Origin of the sequence: Rhizobium sullae (genome assembly GCF_025200715.1) — a bacterium.
Lineage (GTDB): Bacteria > Pseudomonadota > Alphaproteobacteria > Rhizobiales > Rhizobiaceae > Rhizobium > Rhizobium sullae.
This window is the reverse complement of sequence record NZ_CP104144.1, coordinates 350,305-372,981: the sequence shown is the minus strand read 5'-3', so window position 1 is coordinate 372,981 and position 22,677 is coordinate 350,305. Positions and strand designations below refer to the sequence as shown.

Genomic DNA, 22,677 nt, shown 5'->3' with positions numbered 1-22,677 from the left:
AGCTCCCGGGTCTTGAAGGGAATCGAACCTGCGACGCTTTACCGCTCCTAGGGCTAAGCCTTTGGGCGACCGCTCATTTTAGGGCTAAGTCCTGCCCGTTGCCAAGTCTCATTGACGAACTTGACGAACGTGACGAACGTGACGAACCAGACGATATTAGCGGCAGAGGACTCTGCTATGACCGTTCCAAAGAAACAACAAGCTTGCGATCCGCGAAAAAGCGGCGGACTGGTCGCATCGGTCGCACCCATACACTATTAGCTCCCGGAAAAAGACGGCAAATAGAGCGGGCCGCGATGGAAGAGGTCGCATCAAAATATCTTCAGGCGGCCAAAACTGCCAAGGCGTCGGGAAGGTCGGTCCGGTTGACGATCGTGATCAAGCCGACCAGTTCCGTGCCGGATATGGCGATGGAAGGCATTGCACCGTGCGCGGACGCCCTCGATATTGCGCTGGAAGCGGCACGAGAACGTGGCTCTGAGCGGGTTGCCGATATTCTGAACGGACCGGACATGATGACCGCTGATGATGTCGCTCGCGAGAACAAGGTTAGCCGTGAGACCGTGAACAACAAGCGAAGGTGTCATGAATTGCTTGGACTCGAGGGCCCGAAGCGCGGTGTTCGTTTCCCGCGCTGGCAAACTCAGCGAGCGTGGAGAGCTTCTTCCCGGTCTTTCCCCAACTTGTTAGGGTGATCGGTGATAGGCCGTGGGCCGTTTATCGCTTTCTCCTGCAGCATCATGACGGATTGGACGGGCGAACCGGACTTGAGGTAATCAGGTTAGGCGAGATCGACCGTGTGGCTGAAGTTGCACGCGCAATAAGTGAAGGCGCGTTCGCCTGAGCATGCCGAAAAAGCCCAAGTTTTCGCGATCCGCATTCGCCAAACAGTCGCTTGCGCTCACGGAAGTCGATGCAAATACGACATGGCGGCGTCTCTACCTCTCGAAGTACCCACGCGCACTGGGTTTTGGTTACGCTGCCAGCCGTTTCAGTGACCCCGATACCGCTGCGAAATGCCTCGCCTTGATAGGAATCGAACCTAGCCATCATGATAAACCGCCTTCGTTACCCCAGCGAGGATATGGAGACCGCCAGTGAGGGCTTCGATTTAAGCTCGAAACCCTCACGCTCATGTCCCTAGCGTGTCAGACTTGTGCCAGGCCCCCATCGACGAAGACCTCACCGCCGGTCATGAAGCTGCTGTCCGAGGATGCCAGGAAGGCAGCCACCGCCCCCGTCTCCGCCGGGTCACCCATGCGTCCGAACACCGTCGTCGCCCCAATCGCTTCCATCCCTTCCTCGCCCAAAACCTCCAGCGCCAGCTCCGTCGTGATCGGCCCTGGCGACATCACATTGACGCGGATGCCCGTGCCACGCAGGTCCAGCGCCCAACTGCGTGCAAGGTTTCGGACGGCCGCCTTGGTTGCGCTGTAGATGCTGAACGCCGGCGTCCCCATCACCCCCGTGCTTGAACCGGTCAAGATGATCGACGCCCCCACCCTCATCAGCGGCAGGGCCTTCTGTACCGTGAACACCAAACCCTTCACATTGAGGTCGAAGATCTGGTCGTAGTGCTCGGGCGTAATCTCGCCGAGCGGTGCGAACGACCCAGTCCCGGCGTTGGCGAGTAGAATGTCGAGCCCACCGCGTTCGGTTTTGATCGTCGCATACAGTCGGTCGAGGTCGGACAGATCGGTCACCGAGCCCTGGACGGCGCGCGCCGAGGACCCCAACTGCGCCACGCCAGCATCGAGCGTCTCCTGCCGACGGCCGAAGATGTAGACAAACGCGCCTTCCTCGATGAACCGCTTGGCGGCCCCGAGGCCGATGCCGCTTCCGCCTCCCGTCACTACTGCCGTCTTACCCTGTAGCCTGCTCATGATGTGCTCCTTCATTGAGATTGCACTAAGCTGGCGACATACCTACCCATTGACAAGTATGCACCTTTTGGTAAGTACCTAGAAATGTCATCAGATAATTCAGACCCGACCTCACCGCTGGTGCCGGTTCCACCGCTGGCAACTTGTACCCCCACCCTACTTGGCTTCACCTGCGGTCTCGACGCGACTTTGCGGGTCATCGCCGGCAAGTGGAAACCGCTGATCCTGTATTTCGTTGCCCAAGGCGGCCCGACCCGATACGGCGCGCTGCGGCGAGCCGTGCGCGATGTCAGTGATAAGATGCTGATCCAGCAGCTCAAGGAGTTGGAGGCCGACGGTCTTGTGAAGCGGACCGACTACAAAGAGATCCCACCGCGGGTAGACTACAGCCTCACTCCGATGGGCCGTAGCTTGGCCGAAGCCCTCGTACCCCTCTGCTCTTGGGGCACAGAAAACATGGCCGAAGTCACTCGCCTATTCGCCGAGCGCGACGCCTTGAACAGCCGAAGGACGGAGCCCACGCGGCAATCGGCGCGAATTGAGTAGCAATCTCGCAGGGTATTGCGCCACGTCGGACAACGGCGGGGCTGGTCGCTCTTGATGGGGATTGAACCGTCGGCACGGTAGAGTCGTGCCTGCACGACAGGGGTATCACAGCGTCATTGAGCATCACCCCCTCTATGCGTGCTCAGAATGCTGCGAGACGGGTGAGGAACAGTTGGCGGCGAAGCCAAGCCTCTGTAGAAGAGACATCTTACGCGTTTTTGGCTGTTTCTGCGACGGAGGCAGTTCTTGCGCCGCTTTTTTCGCAAGTTCAAAGTCAAAATCAAAAGACATTTCGGTGCTCGCCCAACATTTGGAAATCTCGAAGATGTAGAACGCAGGAAACGTGCCAACCGCTGCGTGAGGCGGCGCTGGCACGTCGACGTCAACCCTGTCTCCCCCTATTGCGCTTAGGATACGGCCTCAAATCGAATGGATTGCGCGCCTTCCCACAGCGTGAGACGTCCTATCTCGGCGAGTTTGTCGAGATTGGATGTGATTGTGATGAAGTGATTGCCGGCCAGTTGCCCCATTTTCGATGAAAAATCGACGCCTCCGTAGGCAAGCAGGATTTCCGTTTCGCTAATGCCTCCCGGGTAAAGGATGATATGACCAGGAGCCGGATGGCTTGTGTGGTTCTCATAACCGACGCCGAAATTATGGTCGCCAAGCGGGATCCAGACGCCCTCGCCCGACCAGCGAACGTGCACGATTTTACCATCAAATGGCATCTGCTTGATGAATGCTTCACAGGTTTTGGGCGCTTTGGCAGTTTCCAGGACAGCGTCGAAGATGAATGGCCCTGCTGTAATCTTCAGTTTCATGATGTCACTCTTGTTAGATTTGAATGCTTGTTGATCTGTCTCGCCGCAGCCTTCCGATATTGCCCGTCGCCCTTGGTGCCCACCAGGACACCGTTTTCGACGACGGGCTTTCCGGCGACAATTGTCGTTATCGGCCACCCGGTGATATTGATCCCCTCGTAGGGCGAATAGTCTGCGCCATCATGCAGGTCCGCATGACGGATCGTCCGTTCGATGGCTGGATCCCATATCGCGATGTCCGCATCTGCCCCCACTGCAATTGTTCCCTTTTGTGGATAGAGCCCGTAGGTCTTTGCATGGTTCGTTGATGTCAGGGCGACAAAGCGCGGCAGATCGATGCGTCCGGTCATGAACCCTTGCGAAAACAGGATGGGAAGGCGGGTTTCGACACCTGGAATGCCATTGGGAATGTGCCTGAAATTCGTGCGGCCTTTGGGATTAAGCTTCCCGTGCTGGTCGTCGTAGCGGAATGGACAATGATCGGATGAAAAGAGTTCGAATGCCCCGGTCTCGATGCCGCGCCAGCATTCCTTCTGGGCTTCTTCATCCCGCGGCGGCGGAGAGCAGACAAGTTTCGCGCCCTCCCAATCCATGCCGTCGAGGTCCTTGGCGGTGAGCGTCAGATATTGCGGGCAGGTTTCCCCGACGACCTTGACACCTCTCGTCCTTGCGCGAGCGATCTCTTCCATCGCCTCGCCGTTCGAGACATGCACAATGACAATGGGAACGTCTACGATTTCGGCGAGCGTCAGGGCGCGATGCGTGGCTTCACGTTCGACAGCGACCGGACGGGTAGAGGCATGAGCGCGTGGGGCAACGTCGCCTGCCAGCTCGTGCTTTTCAATCAGGAACCTGATTGCGTCCTCGTTTTCACAATGGACCATGACGGTGGCGCCCGTCCGTCGCGCCACATCGAGCGTCTTTAGGATCTGCGCGTCGTCGAGGCGCAGGTTCTCATAGGTCATGAAGACCTTCAGCGACGGATAGCCATCGGCCACAAGGGCCGGCAACTCCTGGCCCAGCACAGCGTCACTGGGGTCGGATATGATCAGATGAAAACTGACGTCGGTATAACACTGTCCCTCTGCGAGCGCATGATAGGCCGCTAGCACCTCTCGCAGCGACTTGCCCTTTTCCTGAAGGCAGAACGGCATGATGGTCGTATTGCCGCCGAACACCGCCGACAGCGTTCCGCTCTCGAAGTCGTCCGCCATCTCGATCCCTTCGCCGGAAGGCTGGGAGATATGGACATGGCTGTCGATGCCGCCTGGAAGGACATATTTGCCCGAGGCGTCGATTGCGCGCGCAGCACCCGACAGGCTCTGCCCGATCTGGACAATCTTGCCGTCTTTAATGCCGATATCGGCCTGGAAAACATCCGCAGCAGTCGCCACCGTGCCATTCTGAATGATGAGATCGTAGTCGCTCACAAGCCTGACCCTCAGTGTTGCAGGATTTTGCCAAGGAAAGCTTCGGTCCGCGGATTGTGTTTTCCCGCGAAAAACTCCTCGCTCGGTCGATCCTCGACGATCTCGCCCTGATCGATGAAAATCACGCGAGTCGCCACCCGGCGGGCAAATCCCATCTCATGGGTGACGACCATCATGGTCATGCCGTCCTTTGCCAGTCCGGTCATGACGTCGAGCACTTCGGAAATCATCTCTGGGTCAAGTGCGGATGTCGGCTCGTCGAAGAGCATGGCGAGCGGATCCATCGCGAGCGCCCGAGCGATGGCCACGCGCTGTTGCTGCCCGCCGGAGAGTTGGCTTGGATACTTTTGCGCGTGGTCCGTCAGCCCGACGCGATCAAGAAGCGCCATGGCCTTCGCGTGGGCTGCCGTTTCGCTGCGGCCAATGACAATCTTCTGCGCCAGCATGATATTGCCGATGATCGTCAGATGCGGAAACAATTCGAAGTTCTGGAAGACCATCCCTACTCGTGTGCGAAGGTTCGGCAGGTCGGTCTTCGGGTCGCCAACTTCGATACCATGCACTCGGATCGAACCTTCCTGAAACTGCTCGAGCCCGTTGACGCATTTGATCAACGTCGATTTGCCCGACCCCGAGGGACCGCAGACGACCACGACCTCACCGCGCTCGACGTTTACCGAGCAGTTCTTAAGGACAGCGAACTGACCGTAATATTTGGTAACGCCAGTGATCTCAATCATGCCCGGCCTTTCTGGAAACGTGAGATGGAAAAGGGCTGCAAGGCTCTATCGGTCTCGCGACCGAGAACGAGCCGAGACGTCAACTGGCCGACGATCGGGCCGAGCGTGTAGCCGTTTGAAGTGACGGCATTGAAGAACCCAGGCATTGACGGATGTTCGCCGAGGATTGGCGCGCCGTCGATATTGATGTTCATCGCCGCCCAGCTTCGGATGACGTGAAGTTTGCGCAGAGCGGGAACGACGTGCTGGGCAACCCAAAGGTTCCCCTCAAGGCTCGACAGCAGCGGGCGCGGATGTTGATGGACGGGATCAAGGCCTGCGGTCCAGCCGCCGCCAATGATGAAGTTCCCGTTTGCCGCCTGCTTCAGGGTTAAATGGCGGTCGGCATGGGCGACGAGACACGAGATCAAAGGTGCTGCGGCCTCGGTAACCACCATGTGCAGCGGAGCACCGAATACCGGCACGTCGACACCGAGCATCGCGCCGATCCTTGAAGCGAAGGCTCCGGCTGCATTGACGATCCGTTTTGTCCGCAAGATGCCCCTCGATGTCTTGACCTCGAACCCGCCGTCCGAGGTCCTTATTCCGGTGACCTCGCAGTTTTCGAAGACTTGAGCGCCGTCTCGCCGTGCCGCCTCCAATATATATTGCGTAGCGACGAGAGGGTTGATCTTGCCCTCCTGGGAACAGTAGGCAGCGCCGACGAAGTGAGAAGACAGAGCAGGCTCCAGAGAGCGTAGTTCGTCTTGCCCGATCAAGCGGCAATCAATCCCGGCCGCGCACTCCACACCGACCTTTTCCGCCAGAAAATGCATATGATCATCGGTTTCCGCCACCATGAGGCCGCCTGTGACCTTCATCTCGAAATCCTGTCCGAGTTCGCTTTGCAGCGCGGCCCAAAGAGCGATTGAATCGCGCTGGAGGGGAAGTGTTTGAGCGGCCGCTCCGCCGCCACCTTCGGCACGGGCACCGTGGTCGAAGGAAAGCAGCTGGGCATGAAGGCTTCCGGCATTCCCTCCCGACGCCAGCGAGTTCGCAAAAGCGCGCTCCACCACCACAACGTCCTCGCCTTCCCTGGCAAGGAAGAGCGCCGTCGAAAGGCCTGCAATGCCGGCGCCGATTACCAGCGTGGACGTTTCCGCCACCGGCAAAGCTTGAGGGCTCGCCAATGGGGGCTTTTCCGGCAAAAGTGCGCGCTTGTGGCCGCCCCATTCCGGCTTCTCGACCGCAAGCGCCGCCAACGGAATAGGTCGAAGTGGCATTTGCGGAGCCAGAAAACCGCTTGTTTCGCCCGTGAGGTGTCGTTCCTTCGCGACGTCAGTAATCGCTTTGCCGCAGTAGCGGCTCTGACATCGCCCCATGCCTGCACGCGACAGGCGCTTTAATGTCGAGACGTCCTGCGCACTATTTGCGCTGAGGGTCCTCAAGGCACCGTAAGTCACCCCTTCGCAACGGCAGATCAAGGCATCATCTGGCGGAACCGCCGTCTTTGTCTTTGCATCGTCCTTCGGCGCGAAGACCTGCCAAAGCGCCTCTTGAAACCGTCTATGGCGAGCAAGCCTTTTCGCTGCGCTTTCGTCGGTCTGGGCAAGGAGGCCCAGTTTTCGCGCAATCGCTGCGGCGGCAATCCGTCCTTCTGCCATCGCAACATGCGCGCCGCCGAAACGCGCCGCTTCGCCGACAATATGCACGTTCGCAACCGTTGTCTGACCGTCGAGATCTCGCACGGCCCGCAGATCACCGTCGACGACCTCATGGCCGCATCCGAGTAGCCGGGACAGCTCATTGGAGGATGTGAAATTGCCGCCGATAAGGACAGTGTCAGCATCGAGATTGGTCTCGCCGCCCGGTCCGGCGAAAGTGACGCTCTCCACACACTGCGAACCGTTGATCGAGGTGAGCACGCTATTCCAGTCTATCTTGACGCCCCTGGACCTCAGCGTCGATATCTGGCGTAATCCGTGACGGGCGAGAGCGGGATCCGTTGTCAGAAGCCTGAGGGCTGCCGCAGGCCGAGACCACGGTGGCGGCGCTGCTTCCAGCAAAGCCACTATGGAAGCTCCTGCCTTTCGAAGTTCGTTTGCGACCTGCATATTCAAAGGACCGTTTCCGGCGACAATGATCCTTCGGCCGGGCACAGTTCCGTAGCTCCTCAGCAACGTCTGGGCGGCCCCTGTTGTCATCGCACCGGGAAGTGTCCAACCCCTGACCGACGTTGGGCGTTCGTAGGCCCCTGTCGCGATAATGAGCATTTTCGGCTTGCAGTAAAACGCATGGCCAGATCCATAGCAGGCGATGATAAACGAACCGGCGTCGTCGCGTGCACCACCCCACACCACCGTCGCACTAAGAAATATCACGCCGTGGTCGCGCACTTTCCCTATAAGCGCTGCGCCGGATAAAGCCTGCTCGTCGCCACGCAATCGTTCAGCGGCGCTCGGTGTCGAGGGCTGTTTGAAATACTGCCCGCCGGCGGACGGCCGTTCATCAATGACAGTCACCTCGGCCCCGGCCACAGCAAGGACCTTAGCGGCGGCAAGCCCTGCGGGGCCGGCTCCGACAATGAGAACGTCCATCGTCCTTGTCGCCAAGGACTGCGGCACACTGCAGAGATCAGCAATCTGACCAGCGGCAAGGTCCGGCCGGGCGGCAGGGCGCAGGACCTGCATGTCATCGTCGACAGTGGTCATGCAGGCCCGCTGGCTGACTTTTCCGTCGATCGTCATGAGACAGTCGTGACAGGCACCCATTCCGCAAAAGAGGCCACGGCCCTCGCCTTTGATGCCTCGGGAAAATTCATGCCGTCCCGTCGCCTCGATGGCGGCGGCAACAGACATGCCTTTTTCGGCAAATATCTGCAGGCCGTCGACCGAGAGCCTGACCCGCGCATCGTCGGGCCCCAAACTCTGGTTTATGGAAGCGACGGGCATCATGGAATTCCTCAGACGCTGAACGTCAGACCGAAATCGGCCACCAGCCTCTTCATGGCGGCATCCTGCGCGGGTGGCAACGGTAGGCGCGGCGGACGCGGCAGGCCTGCGCCAAATCCCATGTGGGTCAGCAGTGACTTCGTTCCTGCGACATAGGCCTGGCCCCCGACCGCCTGAATGACAGGCAGCCATTTGAGGTAAAGCTCTCTTGCCTCATCGAACTTTTTCTCATTTGCGACAAGTTCGAAGATCCGCACCATCGGTCCTGGCGCAACATTTGAAGCCACTGCCACCCAGCCCTGCGCACCCATAACGAAAGACTCGAACCCGAGAATGCCCCCGAACACAGTCATATCGTTGCCAGCCAGCCGGATGATGTCGCGCACGCGCGTCACTTCGAGGGTGGACTCCTTGATATAGTCACAGCCGTCGATTTCGGCGATGCGCTTGACCAACTCTGGCGTCAGATCGACGTTTGCGGTCGCGGGATTGTTGTAGACCATAATCGGGATAGTCACTGCAGACGCAATGCTCTTGTAGTGGTGAACAAGTTCGTCATCCGTTGGTGTGGAATAGAACGGCGGAATAATCATGACGCCGTCTGCTCCCATTGCCTCGGCCTTGACGCTGAGGCGAATGGACTCCCGCGTATCTTCCGCTCCCGTGCCGATCAGAACAGGCACCCGTCCCGCGACAGTTTCGATGACGGTCCTCGCCACACTATCGCGCTCTTCCTCGCTGAGCGACAGAAACTCACCTGTCGATCCAAGAGGGATCAGACCATGGATACCTTCCTTGACCTGCCAGTCGGTAAAGGCAGCCAACCCCTTCAGATCGACCGCGCCGCTGGGATCTAACGGAGTAATCATCACGGTGTAGACACCGCGGAACATCTTCTGCATTTGAAAATCCTGGTTCTAGCGCTTCTCGTTAATGGAAAGCCGCGATCCGGCTTGACCGAGACGCTTTTCGATATGGCTCTGGAAGAAGTCCCAGAGTGTTGTGAGGAGGAGGTAATAAATCGCCGCGACCGCAAACAGTTCGAGCACCATGAACCGCTCCTGGATGAGAACCTGGGTCCGGCGAAGGAGTTCTTCGACCGAGATGACGGAGGTGACAGAGGTCGTTTTCAAGAGACCGTTCACCGAATTGCCGAGAGGCGGAACGATAACTTTGAAGGCTTGCGGCATCACGATATAGCGCATGATCTGACGCTCCGTCATGCCGAGCGCGCGTGCTGCCCTGGTCTGGCCTTCCGGCACGGCTTCGATACCGGCGCGAATGATCTCCGCGAGATACGCCGCCTCGTTGAGAGCCAATCCGAGCAATGCCGCCTCTATGACGGTGAACTTGATGCCGAACAGCGGAAGCGCCGTGTAGATCGCAATCAACTGTACAAGAAGCGGCGTGCCGCGAAAAAGCCAGATATACGCCTTGGCAAGGGAGTATGGCACCCGCCGCGACGATCGCCGCATCAATGCAAGGGCAAAGCCCAGAATAAGCCCCGCAATCAACGAGACGACGGTGAGCCAGACGGTCGTGAACACCCCGCCAAGTATAAAGGGGTTGAACAGATAACCGAAGAACCCAGACCAGTTCCAAAGCGACATGAAGACGACCTTCTACAAGAGGTTTGGCGCGACGTGGTCGCCCCCGCCTCATCTCTAAACGATCTTTGAAATCAGTTCAGCGACCGGGGCCTTTGACCGAATAGTCACCCGCGACCATCGGCAGACCGTATTTGTCAAAGAGCGCCTTCAGAGATCCATCCGTCTTCATGTCTTTCAACGTTGCAGACACGGCATCAGCCAAAGCCGAGCTTTTGAATGCGACAGAAACCGGAGCGGGGTAGAGGCCGCTGATTGCCCGTTTGAAGTCCCCGCGAGAATCGTACTCCTTCGCAACCGCGTCGATCGACACGACACCCTGCACCTGGCCTGCCCGCAGAGCCTGGAAGGCCAAGGCGAAATTATCGAACGTCTGGATGGTCAGGCCTTCTTTGCCCGCGTCACGCAGTTCCTTGTCGAGAAGGCGTGTCTTTGTTTCCTCGAAACCACCGATTTCGACACCGATCGTCATGCCGGCCAGATCATCTTTTGCGGTGACGTTTTTCTTCGAATCCGGCGCCACGGAGATGCTGATGGCCTGATCTTCATAGGGGATCATCTGCATGATCTTGGTGCGTTCCTCGGTGAAGAAAATGCCCGTATTGATCATGTCCCAGCGGCCAGCCTGCAGACCCGGAACCATCGCGGAGAATTCGATGCGGACATACTCGGGCTCAAGGCAAAGGCGTTTGGCGATCTCTTTGCCGAGGTCGATGCGCATGCCCTTCAGATCGCCAGTGGAATCGATGAACTGGAGCGGAGGAAGCGTTGGATTGGTCGACATGACGAGCGTACCGGGCTTGATCAACTCGCCTGCCACCACTTTGGGTTCGCAGGACTGAGCGAAGGCAAAAGACGCTGTGATCGACAGGAAGGACGCGGCAAAAACGCTGCGAGAGAAGTGTGAACGGAGCATGGAGAGCCTCTGGAGTTCGGTTCTTTATCGTTGGATCCCGACCGTGCATTCAAGTGGGATCCCACTTTTATACAAAAGTCCCCCGCGAATGCAAGTGCATTTTCATCGGATTCAGTAGTTCGCAAGAACGCCCTGACGGACAACTTCGAGATGATCGGTCATGGCTCGGCGGGCGGCCTCGGCATCGTTGGAGGCCAAGGCAAGCAGGATCGCTCTATGTTCTCGCACGCCCGGCTTAGCGCGAACAACGGGCAGTTGCCGCTCAAAGATCGTTGTGTAGCGTCGCATCTCCCCGATGGTAGCCGCCATAAAGGGGTTGCGGCTCTCGCTTGCGATATAGTTGTGAAGCGCGTCGTCGAACGCCCAAACCACCTCGGGGTCAGGTTCGGGGTCGGCCTCGATCTCGTCAAGCATCCTTGCCAAAGGGTCCAGTTCAAGTCGCGAAACGTGAGGACTGGCGAGCGCGGCCGCAGTTGGTTCGAGCAGCATCCTCATGGTGAGACTGTCAAGGTAATCCTTGAGACTGATGACCCTGACGGAGAGAACGCCTTTTTCGTTTCTGACAAGTAGTCCCTCCCCTTCGAGACGTCCCAGCGCGTGGCGCATGGGAGAACGCGAAACAGCATGTTTCGTCGCCAGGCGGCGTTGCTGGACGACCGATCCCCCCGCGAGCCTGGCTGATAGAATATCAGCCAGCAGGGAACGGTAGGTTTCGTCAGCAAGGCTGGAGTCGCCAACTTCATTCAGACCATCGTCCATCTGCACTCGTTCCAGTCCTTTTCCAAATCGGCTATCATATGTAACAAGTGATCGCGTAAGGAAAGCGCGTTGCCGCGTCGTGCGGCCAACGCCTTAAAGAACAAGGAAATAGCGAACGGTGACAGACGCTTTAGCGGCCCCGGGTCGGAAAATTGCGGAGAAAGGGCAGCATAATCTTGCATCGCTGACCTACAAGGCCGTGTCCGACATGATCCGGCATCGCCGGCTGAAAGGCGGGCATGTCATCGTTGAGGCAAGGCTTGCCGAGACACTCGGGATTTCGAGGACACCGCTGCGCGAAGCGCTTCAGAGGTTAGAGGGCGAAGGCCTGGTTCGCAAGGGTGATGGCCGAAACTACGTCGTGCGACAGGTGGATATCGGCGAGTATCTTCAAAGCTTGAAACTGAGGTTGTTGATCGAACCTGAAGCAGCGGTACTGTCGATCAACGCTATTCCGCGACGTCTTTTGATGAGCGTCCGGCAGGAAATCCACGACCTTTTGGACGCGACTGCGTATCACACAGACGCGCACTGGTTCTCGGACGACAATCTCCATAATATGATCATCGATCATTGCGGCAACGCGGTAATGGCAAAGGTACTGCGGGAGCTTCGGGCGACCACGCGTCTCTTCGAAATCGACCGCCTGAAAGATCGCCTGAAGCCGGACTCCACGGAACACCTTGTTATCATCGAGGCGATCGACCGGGGCGACGTCGAGGAAACGCGCCGGGCTGTTGCCCACCACATCGAAAGCTTAATCGCATTTACTCGAATGCATCTACAAGTCGCCGACCTCTAGTGCGATCAAGTGGACCGAGGAACAAGCCCGAAAATCTCGGATGCCTCCGGTGTGCCCGCAAGGAACGGCCAACAGAGACTTCCGCCGATCCGTAGAGAGGCGACGTGTCGATGACCCGACACCGCCCCCAGTAGCGCCGAAAGACCTCGCCGAGGTTCCTGCGGTCGTCGCCCGGGCGGGCGTCAAAGGTCAGGAAGGTCCCGAGACCGAGTATCGTGAGGGTCTGTTGCGTTCTCGGACTCGTTCGCGTTCGTGCAGATGTCGTGGAGGCCGTCGCCGGCACGCTCGGTTGGCCTTAGGCGTGGGCCTTACCGGAAAAGAAAGGTGTTGTAGCCAGTGTGATGGCTCCTGTGCCCAAAGCACCGATGAAGCCACGTCGGTTGACGATCAGAATCCTGCTGTTCGCTCATGCAATAGTCTCCTCATCTTTTCTAAGCCTGCCTCATGCACGGACCTCGGCGCGCCGCCGGCTGGTCGATCGAACCTCCCAGAAAAGATGCTCGATGCGGATCGGCGGTTCTCGAAGCCGCCGCCCCGTGGCATGGAAGATCGCGTTGCCGATCGCTGCGGCGACCCATGGGTCAGACCACGAAGTCGAAGCGCGCGAACTGACCGTCGCCCGCGGGGCTGATCGTCATGAGCAGCGTTTCATCGACGATCCGGTCGCGTGCATTACTCGGCTCGCCCGGAAAGAAGAGCTGCGTCGTCAGGACATATCCGCCCGGCCGTTGAACCCTGAAATGGAAGTGTCGCGTGCGTCCCGGATACAGCGCCGGCACGACGGTGTTGAACCACCAGCGTCCCTGCTCGTCGGCGAACTGATGTCCCCGCAAGCGGAAGCCCCGACGATCGTACTCGCCGTTTTCATCCGCTTGCCAGATCTCAACGAGGCTCCGCGGCGTTGGGCGACAGCGATCACCGAGGACATAGCCGGCGATGGTGATGCGCTCGCCGCGCGGCGCATCCAGATAGAGATCCTGCTTCAACGGTGAATTCGGCTTGAAGAACGGACCGGCCTCACGGGCGGGCGTGGGTTCATCTCCGTCGGCGCAGGCGCGCGTCAGCGTGTCCGACCCGGAGACATCGGTAACAGATCGTACCTAAGACATGGGTGACAACCTCGTGCCGAACGGGTTGTCGATGGTTTGCAAGGTCCTCTGCTCCAGGTCGATATATCCCAGATCATACTGCATGAAGCTGACGAGCCAAATACCGTCGTCGACTTCCTTGAGTCCCAGTTTCTGTCCTGCCAGCACGGTCGAGATGTTGACCTTCTTGCGGTAGAAGATGCAGATGCGGCCGCAATTGGTCACCAGCGCATCGCGATCGTGGAAGGGGTAGTCGATCTCCGGCAGGCCCTGATAGGGGCGTGACGAAGCGACGTAGAGATCTGCCGGCACCTTCATGTTGAGCGCCTCGTGCGGCCGCTCCTGATTGAATTCGCTGACGAAAGCGTCGAAGCGGGCCTGCTGCTGGAGGATGTTTTTGCCCGGTGGTCTGGTCGCCTCTTTCTTCAGCGTCAGGTGCATGCGCTCATGCCGGCCGTTTTCTTGGGGACGGCCCGGCCTGATGCGCTCCAGCGTGATCCCGAGCCTCAGCCACCACACCGACAGCTTCGACAGATTGTAGAGCCCGTTGGGGCTGGCGAACGGCAAGCCGTTGTCGCTGCGGATCGCCGTCGGCAGGCCGCATTCGGTAAACAGCCGCCGGAACGCGTCGAAGACAGCCCGTTCTCGTGTCGATTCAAAGGCTTCGCAGGCGAGAAGATAACGTGACGCCTGGTCGGTGACCGTCAGCGGGTAACAGTATCGGCCATCGCCGAGCTTGAACTCGCCCTTGAAGTCGGCACACCACAGATCGTTCGGCAGTAATGCCTGTGACAAGGCTGTCCCTTCGGCTCGATGTCGTTGCCGCTTGCGGGCATGGGCGACCAGACCATGTCGATCGAGAACGGCATGCACCGTACTCTTCGACGGCACGCGCACATCGCCGGCCAGGCGCTTCACCAAAAGCTCCCTGATCTTCCTGGCACCCCAATGCGGCTTGCTCTTCTTGCACGAGACGATCATCGCCTCGACCGGCTCAGGCAGCTGGTTGGCATAACGCACCGGCCGTCGAGACCGATCCGTCAGTGCCTCCAGGCCGTCGTCCTTATAGCGATTGAAGATTTTGTAGCCGGTCTTGCGCGAGATGCCGAATGCACGGCACACATCGCTCATGCCTTCGCCCTCTAATAGCCGGGCGACAAATCGTAGACGTTCCTCCATCACCGAAGTCTCTTTCCACGGCATCAACACCTCCCGCCAAAAAGCGAAAAGTGTCACCCATGTCTCCGGTACAAAACGTCACCTATCTCTCATATGTGGACGGCCCCCTCCCTGCAAGAACTCCTATGATGATTTGATCGAGATCGCTTGCGTTCATATGTCCGGCCTGTTGTTGCGCTCGCACATGAACGCTGGCCAAGATGGGTTCCGCGACGTGAGTTCCAAACAGGTCGGCGACCTTCAACGGCCACTGAGAGATACGGAGTGTCCCACGTCTCGGATCGATCGATCACACCATCTGCTCGTTCCTTGCAAGTTCACGCATCAGATCGGCACGGCAGCATCTGTAACCTGCTAACCTAGACCTGACTGATCTCTCTATGCTGCGCAGGCCAGAGCCGGTCGCGAGCATTACCTTTGTAGTCCTCGCCGGTCACCATTATCTTCCAGGCGATCCGGGCGATCTTGTTGGCCAGCGCGACAGCCACGAGCTTGGGTGGCTTGCGCTTGAGCAACTCGATGAGCCAAGGCGAAGTGCTCTTTCCACGTCCCGCTCTTACCTGTTGAAGCCGCGAGGTCGCACCCACGACCAATGTCTTGCGCAAGGTCTCATCGCCGGCCCTCGTAATGACACCGAGCCTGACTTTGCCCGCAGTCGAATGGTCTCTGGGCGTTAGGCCCATCCAGGCGGCAAACTGCCTTCCGGATGTAAACTGTTCCGGGGCCGGAGCTTTCATCGCCAGCAAGACCGCGCCGATCGGTCCGACACCAGGGATCTTTGCAAGACGGCGACAACATTCATTGTTGCGATACCAGGCCATCAGTTTTGCCTCCACCTCTTTCAGGCGATCCCCCAACTGCGCAAATTCCTCAGCGAGAGACGTAAACAGCTCACGCGCCACAGCCGGAACGCTTTCATCAATCATGGTGCGTTCCAGAAGGAGCGGAATATGAGACATGCCTTTGGCCGCCGTCAGCCCGAACTCAGCTGCATAGCCACGAATTGTATTGGCAAGCTGCGTCTGTGCGGCGACAGCGCGCTCGCGCATGCCCACCAGCATCAGCGCGGCTTGCTGATCCGCACTCTTCACCGGAACGAACCGCATCGTCGGACGGCTCATCGCCTCGCATAGCGCTTCGGCATCGGCCGCATCATTCTTGCCGCGCTTGACGTAGGGCTTCGCCAGTTGTGGCGCGATCAGCTTGACCTCATGTCCGAGCCCCGTCAGCAACCGGGCCCAGTGATGCGAAGCGCCGCAGGCTTCGATCGCAATCACGGTCGGTGGGCAATTCGCAAAGAAATCCACCATCTCCTTGCGGCGCATCTTCTTGCGCAAGATCGGTTGCTCGGCGGCGTTTACACCATGCAATTGAAAGACGTGCTTTGACGTATCCATGCCAATACGGATAATCTGATCCACGGACGGCTCCTTCGTTTGAGATCGTTAACGGCTCACTCTGGCACATTTCGATGCCGCTCGGGGGCCGTCCACCCCAACAGGTCGGGCAGCGGCAGCAACGGTGCCTCCTGTCCGAAAGCGATCGCTCCGGCCAGCGGCACGAGCGGCATTGCGAGAAAACCCGAAAGAAGTGCGCGCCTTGATGTCGTCATTGCGGGGCCTCCATTACTCACCGAATTAGAACTGCCAATTGACCGGGACCCAGGCATTGCCGGCATCCGTCTTGAGCATACGGCCAAGGCCAGGGAACGGATACCAGGCGCACTATTACTCAATAGCTGAAATGTCCGATGAAATCGGGGGGCACACCATCCCGAGCAACGCAAGTTCTTTGGGTGGCACATCGCTTGCATCGCGTCCCGCAATCCACTTGCGAGAGGAACCGGCCGTGTATGCGAATATCAACCCGTCGATCGACGTCCGACTGCTCCACACAACCTATCTCCTGCTCACCGAGAGGAGCGTTTCCAAGGTTGCCGTTCTGCTTGGCCTCACCCAGCCGAGTGTTAGCGCATCGTTGAAGAAAGCGCGTGAGGTCTTCGCTGATCCGCTGCTGGTGCGCAGCGGCCAGAAACTCGTTCTGACGGAACGGGGAGAAGAGGTGATGGTTTCGGTCGGCCTCATCCTGGAAGGACTGAAGAACACGCTGAACCGGACCAGCCAGTTCGATCCTGGCGCGGTCCAGAGCCGCATGCGCGTCGCCGCCGTGAATTGCTTCGGCGCCTTCCTCATCCCGCCGCTCGCCGCCAGCATCCGCCAGAAGGCGCCCGGCATTTCGGTCGATTTCTTCGCCCCTTCCGAAAAAATGGACCTGATCGATGAGCTGGGCGCGGGCCGGGTGGACCTTGTGATCGGCAACTGGCCGGCACCGCAGCAAAGCCTGAAATCGACGACACTCCTGCATTGCGATATTGCCTGCGTGGTGCAGAGATCTAATCCTCTCGCCCGGGCCGGCCGGCTGACCCTTCACACCTATCTCGATGCCGATCATGTCTCGCCGACGCCGGGATCGAGCGCCTTCTACAGCCCGATCGACGGCAGGCTGTCGCAACTCGGGATGAAGCGGAGGATCGCGATGTCCGTGCCGGAATATGCCCTTATCCCGGCCATCCTGGCGGAAACCGACCTCGTCTTCACCACCGCCCGGCCCTATGCCGAATACATCATCGAAAACGCGCCGGCCAATCAGCTTCGGCTGATCGAAGCGCCACGGGAATTTGACCAGATGAACCTCTATCTGCTCTGGCATGAGCGCGCCCATGCGAGCGGCGCCAATCAATGGTTGCGCGGCGTAGTCCGCTCCGTCGCCCGCCGTTTCGACCAGACCCTCCACGCCATGCCCGCAAAGGCCGAGCTCCTCGCGGCGTACTGAGCGGGCGATATATAAGCGTGTGTCTATATCTACTATTGACGCTGTAGGCGTTCACCCCGCGATCAATTTTGCCCATGCTTCAGGCAGATCTCTTCAGTGCCGAACAAATGAGCAACATACGCGGAGAATTCAATGCTAATGCACACCCTGCTTCTGGACGGTGCAATCCGTGATCCGGACCACGCCTGTTTCCACTGGGTGGACCGGGGCAGGAGCCTGACCTATGCCGAAGCGGTCGATACCATGGAGCGTGCCGCTGGGGCCCTTCATCATTTCGGCGTCAAACCGGGCGACCGCGTGACGATCTTTGCCCATAACGGCATGGACTATCTCAACATCATGTTCGGCTGCTGGCGCCTCGGGGCCATCTGCGCCCTCGTAAACGTCAAATTTGCCGACGAACTTGCCTATTATTTCGCCGATCACGAGCCCACGGTGGTCGTCTATACCCATGACATGAGGGAGCCGATCCACACGGCGGCGGCGGGCGCGCCAAGCGTCAGGGCACTGATCTGCATGGACGGACCGCAGGAAGGCGCCCATTCGCTGCCCGACCTGATGGCCGCGGCACTCCCCCTCCCCGCCGATCCCGGCAACGAGGATGCGATCGCGCATCTTTCCTACACATCCGGCACCACCGGCAAGCCGAAGGGTGCCTGCCTGAAGCACGAACCGACCGTCCGCGCGACGCGCTGCATTGCCGAGCGGCTGCAGATCACCGGCGCCGACGTCTCTTTCGGGCCGAGCGCGCTCTCCAGTTCCTACCAGCTCGTCGGCAACCTGCTGCCGCAGCTTTCCCGCGGCGCGGCCATCAACGTCATGGGCAAGTGGACCCAGACGACCGGCTTCGATGCGCTGGAAGCGCGCGGCGCAACCATGCTGATCGCCAATCCTCCGATCCTCACCGATGTCCTAAACGAAGCAGCCGTGCGGGGCCGTACGCCATCCAAGCTGCGCATGAGCATGTCCGGCGGCGGACCGGTTCCGCCGACCTTGAAGGCTGGCTGGCATGAAAAGCTGAAGCTGCCGCTCGTCGAAAGCTACGGCCAGTCCGAGCTCGGCGGCTTTGTCGCGCTCGGTTTCCCGAAGCTCGATCCGGCTGATATCGAGACGCGCCGCGCCGGCCAGCCGCTTCCCGACAAGGAAGTGCGCATTCTCAATGCCGACGGCACCGAGGTTGCATGCGGCGCGGTCGGCGAGATCGCGCTCAGGGGCGGCTTCATGTGGGGCTACTGGGGCAAGCCGGAGAAGACGGCCGAGACACTCAAGGGTGGCTGGCTTTGGACCGGCGACATCGGCGCGATGGACAAGCAAGGCTTCGTCACCATGCTCGGACGCCGTTCCGAACTGATCGAGGTCGGCGGCAAGACCTGGTATCCGCGCGACGTCGAGGAGGCGCTCTCCATGGTGCCGGGCGTGCAGCAAGCGGCCGTCGTCGGTGTTCCCGACAAGGCGATTACCACCCGGCCGGTCGCATTCGTACAGGCCGCAGGTCCCGTGGATGGGGAGGAGATCAAGGCGAAGATCGCCGGTTCGGTGCCCTATGACCTTTCCCTCATGACCGTCATCCCGCTCGCCGAACTTCCCATGACGCCCACCGGCAAGATCGCCAAGGCGGAACTTGCCGCGCGTGCAGCCGCGGCCTGAGAGGGGACCAGAGAACATGACCACGAAACTGAAATCGCACTGGTGGTGGGATCACACGACGAAGGATTTTTCCGAGTTCGACATGGAAGAATTCGTCGCCATCCTGCCGATCGCCGCCGTCGAACAGCATGGTCCCCATCTGCCGGTGCGCGTCGACGCAGCGATCAATGCCGGCACCATCGTCCGCACCGTCGAACTGATGGATGACGATCTGCCCGTCCTCGTGCTGCCGATGATGCCGGTCGGCAAGTCGGTCGAGCACACCGCCTTTCCGGGCACGCTTACCTTCACCTACGAGACATTAGCGAAGATGTGGTTCGAGCTCGGCGAAAGCGTCAACCGGGCCGGCTGCCGCAAGATCATCTTCGTTAACTCCCACGGCGGCCAGCCGCAGGTGATGGAGATCGTCTGCCGGGAACTCCGCGTCAAGCTAGGCATGTTTGCCGTCAGCGCTTGGGCGAGCGCCGGCGCGGATTTCTCCGATCTCTACAGTGCCCACGAACTGAAACACGGCATTCATGGTGGTGAGGCGGAAACCAGCGTCATGCTGCATCTGCATCGCGACCTGATCGACATGCAGTATGCCGACGATTTCGTGCCGGTCTCCGTGGAGCTTGAGAATGCGGGCGGCCTGCTGATGCCGGAAGGACGGATCGGCTACGGATGGCAGACGCAGGACGTGCAACCTTCCGGCGCTTGTGGCAATGCCGCCGCCGCTGACGCCGAACGCGGCCGCGAACACGTGGAGCGCAGCGCCCGCAACCTCTTGAAGCTCATCAACGAGGTTCTCGAATTCCCGCTCGACCGCATCACCGACAAGACGATGTACAGGAGCTGACGACGTGATGCACCACCGGACGCCCCATGACGTGATCGGACCGACAAGGGCCGAACTCGTGTTGCGCGACGGCACCGTCCTGGTGGCGGACATCTATCGGCCAGCGAACGAAGACCTCTATCCGGTACTCCTGATGCGCCAGCCCTATGGGCGGGCCATCGCCTCCACCGTGGTTCTGGCACATCCGTCCTGGTATGCGTCGCAAGGCTACGTCGTCGTCGTGCAGGACGTGCGCGGCTGCGGCGAGTCCGGCGGCGATTTCGAGGCCTTCATCCATGAAGCCGAGGATGGCGCCCAGACGCTGGAATGGGCCGCCAACCTGCCGGGCAGCAACGGCAAGCTCGGCCTCTACGGTTTCAGTTACCAGGCGATGACGCAATATCTTGCGCTCGCTGGCAAAGGTAGCCACCGGCCGGATGCGATCGCTCCGTCCATGGGCTCGTGGATGCCGCGCGACGACTGGGCCTATGAAGGCAACGCGTTCCGCTTCGGGGTGAATGTCAGTTGGGCGGCGCAGATGGTCAAGCTGGAGGCTGCCCGCAGCGGCGATGCCGCCACCTACGCGGCACTCGGCGCCATGGGCGATGCCGCGCTGCGCGACTGCCTCGTGGAAAGGCCCGGCCTTTCGCACCTGTGCAAATGGATCGAGGATGACGCGGCCTATTGGGATGCCGTTTCTCCCGGGACCCTGCTCAAGTACGATCCTCTCGACATTCCGGCCCTTCATACCGGCGGCTGGGCGGACTTCTTGCTGCAGGGCACCTGGGCCGCAGACGCGGCCTTCCGCGCCCAAAACCCCGAAACGTCCCACCTCGTCATCGGGCCATGGGCGCATGTCCCCTGGAACCGCATGAGCGGCGGCACCGACATGGGACCGGCCGCGGAGTTTTCGGTCGATCGAGCGCAGGTCGAGTTCTTCGATTTCTACCTCAAGGGCAGAGGCGAGCGGCCCGTGGCCATGCGGCTGTTCGACATGGGCAGCCGGACCTGGCAGAACCTCCCGTCGCTTCCGGATATCTCGGACGAGACCTTCTTTCTATCCTCGTCCGGCCTTGCAGCCGCTACCGTGAGCGATGGCCGTCTCGGCCTCGAACCCTCGGCCGGAGCCATCGACACCTTCGTCAACGACCCCTTCCGCCCGACACCGCTGATCGGCGGCCATCTCGGTACGCCAGCCGGTTTTGTCGACCGCAGCGCCAGCGACAACCGCGCCGACGTGGCGGTCTATACCAGCGCGCCGTTCGTAACCAGCAGGACCTTCGTCGGCGAGGCAAAGGTCGAGGTCGATATCCGTACGCCATCGTCGGGCTGCGACCTCTGCGCGGCGCTTTCGCTCGTCACGCCGGACGGCGCAGCGAAGGTCGTCTCCACCGGTTATGCCCGGATCGAGAGCGCTCAGCAGGCTTCCGCATCGATTTCGCTGCGGCCAGTATGCCTGACCGTTCCGGCGCGCCATGCGTTGCGGCTTTCGCTGCAGGGAGCCGGCTCGCCGGCCTTCGAAGTCCATCCCGGCAACGGTCCCTTCGCCTCCGTGCCGGACATGGCGAAGCGGCCTATCCCGATTTCCATTCACCACGGCGGAACTGCCCGTTCCCGCCTGATCATGCCCAAGGTTTAGATGACGTCGAATAAGCACTACCTCACCCTCGACAACGCGACGGCCATCTACGGCGATTCCGTCGCCGTCAGCGGCCTGACGATCGAGGCCGCCAAGGGCGAACTGCTCTCGCTGCTCGGCCCCTCGGGCTGCGGCAAGACGACGACGCTCCGAATGATCGCGGGCTTCATCCGCCCGAGCAGCGGGCGCATCATCCTTGGCGGCGAGGATATCAGCCGCCGTCCCGTGCATACCCGCAATATCGGCGTGGTCTTCCAGTCCTACGCGCTCTTTCCGCACCTGACGGCGCTCGACAATGTCGGCTTCGGCCTGCGCATGCGCCATGCCGGCAAGGCGGAATGCCGCGAGAAGGCCGCCGCCGCACTCGATACGGTCGGTCTTGGCGCCTATTACGACCGCTATCCCGGCCAGCTTTCGGGCGGCCAGCAGCAGCGCGTGGCGCTGGCCCGCGCGCTGGTGATCGAGCCAGACGTGCTTCTGCTCGACGAGCCACTCTCCAATCTCGACGCACACCTGCGCGCCGACATGCGCAGCGAAATCCGCTCGCTGCAGCAGCGGCTCGGCATCACCACCGTCTTCGTGACGCATGACCAGCAGGAAGCGCTCGCCATGTCCGACCGCGTCGCGGTCATGAGCAAGGGGCTGCTGATGGAGATCGGATCGCCCGTCAGCCTCTGCGACCGGCCGAAATCCGCCTTCACCGCCTCCTTCCTCGGCGCCCGCACCGTGATCAAGGGCCGCACGGAAGCCGGGCGCTTCGCCGCGCCGGGACTGACCTGCGACGGTGCGCCGGAAGGCGCGACGCGTCTTGTGCTGCGCGCCTCCCGCCTCAGACTTTCCGACGAACCTGGGCCGCTTCACGTCTCCGGCACGCTCGTCAACGCGGCCTTCCTCGGGGACACCTACGAAGCCGACATTCAATCCGCATGCGGCACGATCCGCCTCATCGTGCCTTCGGATATGCCGCCGCCGCCCGTCGGGACGTCGTGCAGCATCCAGACACAGCCGGGTGGCGCCACATTCATCTAACCAGGGCATCTA

The 22,677-nt window shown here is 60.3% G+C and carries 22 protein-coding genes; 8 read left to right on the top strand and 14 right to left on the bottom strand.

Going from position 1 to position 22,677, the window contains the following annotated elements; all coding sequences use genetic code 11:
- Nucleotides 1–296 precede the first annotated feature (296 nt).
- Complete coding sequence (locus tag N2599_RS22435) at nucleotides 297–695, top strand: hypothetical protein (protein WP_051336748.1); 399 nt, start codon at nucleotides 297–299, stop codon at nucleotides 693–695.
- Nucleotides 696–1,148: 453 nt separating this feature from the next.
- On the opposite strand, the gene N2599_RS22430 is transcribed toward N2599_RS22435, so the two are convergent.
- On the bottom strand, nucleotides 1,149–1,883 hold the full coding sequence (locus N2599_RS22430; protein WP_027512691.1) for an SDR family NAD(P)-dependent oxidoreductase: 735 nt from the start codon (nucleotides 1,881–1,883) through the stop codon (nucleotides 1,149–1,151).
- An 84-nt stretch (nucleotides 1,884–1,967) separates the two neighbouring features.
- Between N2599_RS22430 and N2599_RS22425 the strand changes: the two genes are divergently transcribed.
- Nucleotides 1,968–2,429 carry a winged helix-turn-helix transcriptional regulator gene (locus N2599_RS22425; protein WP_084606607.1) on the top strand — a complete coding sequence of 154 codons (462 nt, stop codon included), beginning with the start codon at nucleotides 1,968–1,970 and terminating at the stop codon, nucleotides 2,427–2,429.
- Nucleotides 2,430–2,836: 407 nt separating this feature from the next.
- On the opposite strand, the gene N2599_RS22420 is transcribed toward N2599_RS22425, so the two are convergent.
- From N2599_RS22420 to N2599_RS22385, 8 genes are all read right to left on the bottom strand, one after another.
- Complete coding sequence (locus N2599_RS22420) at nucleotides 2,837–3,250, bottom strand: DUF3830 family protein (RefSeq protein ID WP_027512663.1); 414 nt, start codon at nucleotides 3,248–3,250, stop codon at nucleotides 2,837–2,839.
- Nucleotides 3,247–4,680 (bottom strand): dihydropyrimidinase, encoded by a 1,434-nt coding sequence (hydA, locus tag N2599_RS22415; RefSeq protein WP_027512662.1) that lies wholly within the window; start codon nucleotides 4,678–4,680, stop codon nucleotides 3,247–3,249. Before hydA ends, N2599_RS22420 begins: the two co-directional genes overlap by 4 nt.
- Nucleotides 4,681–4,691: 11 nt before the next feature.
- Nucleotides 4,692–5,420 carry an amino acid ABC transporter ATP-binding protein gene (locus N2599_RS22410; RefSeq protein ID WP_027512661.1) on the bottom strand — a complete coding sequence of 243 codons (729 nt, stop codon included), beginning with the start codon at nucleotides 5,418–5,420 and terminating at the stop codon, nucleotides 4,692–4,694.
- A complete protein-coding gene (locus N2599_RS22405; RefSeq protein WP_037143291.1) occupies nucleotides 5,417–8,350 on the bottom strand; it encodes an FAD-dependent oxidoreductase in 2,934 nt (977 codons plus the stop codon). Before N2599_RS22405 ends, N2599_RS22410 begins: the two co-directional genes overlap by 4 nt.
- 11 nt (nucleotides 8,351–8,361) lie before the next feature.
- Entirely contained in the window at nucleotides 8,362–9,252 is an 891-nt protein-coding gene (gene dapA / locus N2599_RS22400) for a 4-hydroxy-tetrahydrodipicolinate synthase (protein ID WP_027512660.1), read from the bottom strand.
- Nucleotides 9,253–9,267: 15 nt separating this feature from the next.
- Nucleotides 9,268–9,960: an amino acid ABC transporter permease gene (locus N2599_RS22395; RefSeq protein WP_027512659.1), complete on the bottom strand. Its 693-nt coding sequence runs from the start codon at nucleotides 9,958–9,960 to the stop codon at nucleotides 9,268–9,270.
- A 76-nt stretch (nucleotides 9,961–10,036) separates the two neighbouring features.
- Entirely contained in the window at nucleotides 10,037–10,873 is an 837-nt protein-coding gene (locus tag N2599_RS22390) for an ABC transporter substrate-binding protein (RefSeq protein WP_027512658.1), read from the bottom strand.
- 111 nt (nucleotides 10,874–10,984) lie between these two features.
- The gene (locus N2599_RS22385) at nucleotides 10,985–11,638 is read right to left on the bottom strand and encodes a GntR family transcriptional regulator (protein ID WP_027512657.1); all 654 of its coding nucleotides are present in this window, start codon (nucleotides 11,636–11,638) and stop codon (nucleotides 10,985–10,987) included.
- Between the two features lie 112 nt (nucleotides 11,639–11,750).
- Between N2599_RS22385 and N2599_RS22380 the strand changes: the two genes are divergently transcribed.
- Complete coding sequence (locus tag N2599_RS22380; protein ID WP_027512656.1) at nucleotides 11,751–12,434, top strand: GntR family transcriptional regulator; 684 nt, start codon at nucleotides 11,751–11,753, stop codon at nucleotides 12,432–12,434.
- A gap of 295 nt (nucleotides 12,435–12,729) precedes the next feature.
- Here N2599_RS22380 and N2599_RS37885 read toward each other — a convergent pair whose 3' ends face one another.
- The 5 genes from N2599_RS37885 to N2599_RS22355 all read right to left on the bottom strand — a co-directional run bounded on the left by N2599_RS37885 (nucleotide 12,730) and on the right by N2599_RS22355 (nucleotide 16,313).
- The gene (locus tag N2599_RS37885; RefSeq protein ID WP_375714149.1) at nucleotides 12,730–12,792 is read right to left on the bottom strand and encodes a hypothetical protein; all 63 of its coding nucleotides are present in this window, start codon (nucleotides 12,790–12,792) and stop codon (nucleotides 12,730–12,732) included.
- Between the two features lie 223 nt (nucleotides 12,793–13,015).
- Nucleotides 13,016–13,420: a dioxygenase family protein gene (locus N2599_RS22370; protein WP_446250281.1), complete on the bottom strand. Its 405-nt coding sequence runs from the start codon at nucleotides 13,418–13,420 to the stop codon at nucleotides 13,016–13,018.
- Between the two features lie 114 nt (nucleotides 13,421–13,534).
- A complete protein-coding gene (locus N2599_RS22365) occupies nucleotides 13,535–14,725 on the bottom strand; it encodes an IS481 family transposase (RefSeq protein ID WP_260308549.1) in 1,191 nt (396 codons plus the stop codon).
- 335 nt (nucleotides 14,726–15,060) lie between these two features.
- Nucleotides 15,061–16,122 (bottom strand): IS110 family RNA-guided transposase, encoded by a 1,062-nt coding sequence (locus tag N2599_RS22360; protein WP_260307350.1) that lies wholly within the window; start codon nucleotides 16,120–16,122, stop codon nucleotides 15,061–15,063.
- A gap of 32 nt (nucleotides 16,123–16,154) precedes the next feature.
- On the bottom strand, nucleotides 16,155–16,313 hold the full coding sequence (locus N2599_RS22355; RefSeq protein WP_156915353.1) for a hypothetical protein: 159 nt from the start codon (nucleotides 16,311–16,313) through the stop codon (nucleotides 16,155–16,157).
- Between the two features lie 236 nt (nucleotides 16,314–16,549).
- Between N2599_RS22355 and N2599_RS22350 the strand changes: the two genes are divergently transcribed.
- From N2599_RS22350 to N2599_RS22330, 5 genes are all read left to right on the top strand, one after another.
- A complete protein-coding gene (locus N2599_RS22350) occupies nucleotides 16,550–17,533 on the top strand; it encodes a LysR family transcriptional regulator (RefSeq protein ID WP_051336779.1) in 984 nt (327 codons plus the stop codon).
- Nucleotides 17,534–17,665: 132 nt separating this feature from the next.
- Nucleotides 17,666–19,180: a class I adenylate-forming enzyme family protein gene (locus tag N2599_RS22345; protein WP_027512849.1), complete on the top strand. Its 1,515-nt coding sequence runs from the start codon at nucleotides 17,666–17,668 to the stop codon at nucleotides 19,178–19,180.
- 16 nt (nucleotides 19,181–19,196) lie between these two features.
- Complete coding sequence (locus N2599_RS22340) at nucleotides 19,197–20,018, top strand: creatininase family protein (RefSeq protein ID WP_027512850.1); 822 nt, start codon at nucleotides 19,197–19,199, stop codon at nucleotides 20,016–20,018.
- A 7-nt stretch (nucleotides 20,019–20,025) separates the two neighbouring features.
- The gene (locus tag N2599_RS22335; protein WP_051336780.1) at nucleotides 20,026–21,636 is read left to right on the top strand and encodes a CocE/NonD family hydrolase; all 1,611 of its coding nucleotides are present in this window, start codon (nucleotides 20,026–20,028) and stop codon (nucleotides 21,634–21,636) included.
- The gene (locus N2599_RS22330) at nucleotides 21,637–22,665 is read left to right on the top strand and encodes an ABC transporter ATP-binding protein (protein WP_027512852.1); all 1,029 of its coding nucleotides are present in this window, start codon (nucleotides 21,637–21,639) and stop codon (nucleotides 22,663–22,665) included.
- The last annotated feature ends 12 nt before the right edge of the window (nucleotides 22,666–22,677 follow it).

Excerpts from the sequence above, each read along its gene's own strand:
- N2599_RS22435 (WP_051336748.1), top strand. The coding sequence starts at position 297 with ATGGAAGAGGTCGCATCAAAATATCTTCAGGCGGCCAAAACTGCCAAG.
- N2599_RS22430 (WP_027512691.1), bottom strand. The coding sequence starts at position 1,883 with ATGAGCAGGCTACAGGGTAAGACGGCAGTAGTGACGGGAGGCGGAAGC.
- N2599_RS22425 (WP_084606607.1), top strand. The coding sequence starts at position 1,968 with ATGTCATCAGATAATTCAGACCCGACCTCACCGCTGGTGCCGGTTCCA.
- N2599_RS22420 (WP_027512663.1), bottom strand. The coding sequence starts at position 3,250 with ATGAAACTGAAGATTACAGCAGGGCCATTCATCTTCGACGCTGTCCTG.
- N2599_RS22410 (WP_027512661.1), bottom strand. The coding sequence starts at position 5,420 with ATGATTGAGATCACTGGCGTTACCAAATATTACGGTCAGTTCGCTGTC.
- N2599_RS22405 (WP_037143291.1), bottom strand. The coding sequence starts at position 8,350 with ATGCCCGTCGCTTCCATAAACCAGAGTTTGGGGCCCGACGATGCGCGG.
- dapA (WP_027512660.1), bottom strand. The coding sequence starts at position 9,252 with ATGCAGAAGATGTTCCGCGGTGTCTACACCGTGATGATTACTCCGTTA.
- N2599_RS22395 (WP_027512659.1), bottom strand. The coding sequence starts at position 9,960 with ATGTCGCTTTGGAACTGGTCTGGGTTCTTCGGTTATCTGTTCAACCCC.
- N2599_RS22390 (WP_027512658.1), bottom strand. The coding sequence starts at position 10,873 with ATGCTCCGTTCACACTTCTCTCGCAGCGTTTTTGCCGCGTCCTTCCTG.
- N2599_RS22365 (WP_260308549.1), bottom strand. The coding sequence starts at position 14,725 with ATGCCGTGGAAAGAGACTTCGGTGATGGAGGAACGTCTACGATTTGTC.
- N2599_RS22355 (WP_156915353.1), bottom strand. The coding sequence starts at position 16,313 with ATGACGACATCAAGGCGCGCACTTCTTTCGGGTTTTCTCGCAATGCCG.
- N2599_RS22345 (WP_027512849.1), top strand. The coding sequence starts at position 17,666 with ATGCTAATGCACACCCTGCTTCTGGACGGTGCAATCCGTGATCCGGAC.
- N2599_RS22340 (WP_027512850.1), top strand. The coding sequence starts at position 19,197 with ATGACCACGAAACTGAAATCGCACTGGTGGTGGGATCACACGACGAAG.
- N2599_RS22335 (WP_051336780.1), top strand. The coding sequence starts at position 20,026 with ATGCACCACCGGACGCCCCATGACGTGATCGGACCGACAAGGGCCGAA.
- N2599_RS22330 (WP_027512852.1), top strand. The coding sequence starts at position 21,637 with ATGACGTCGAATAAGCACTACCTCACCCTCGACAACGCGACGGCCATC.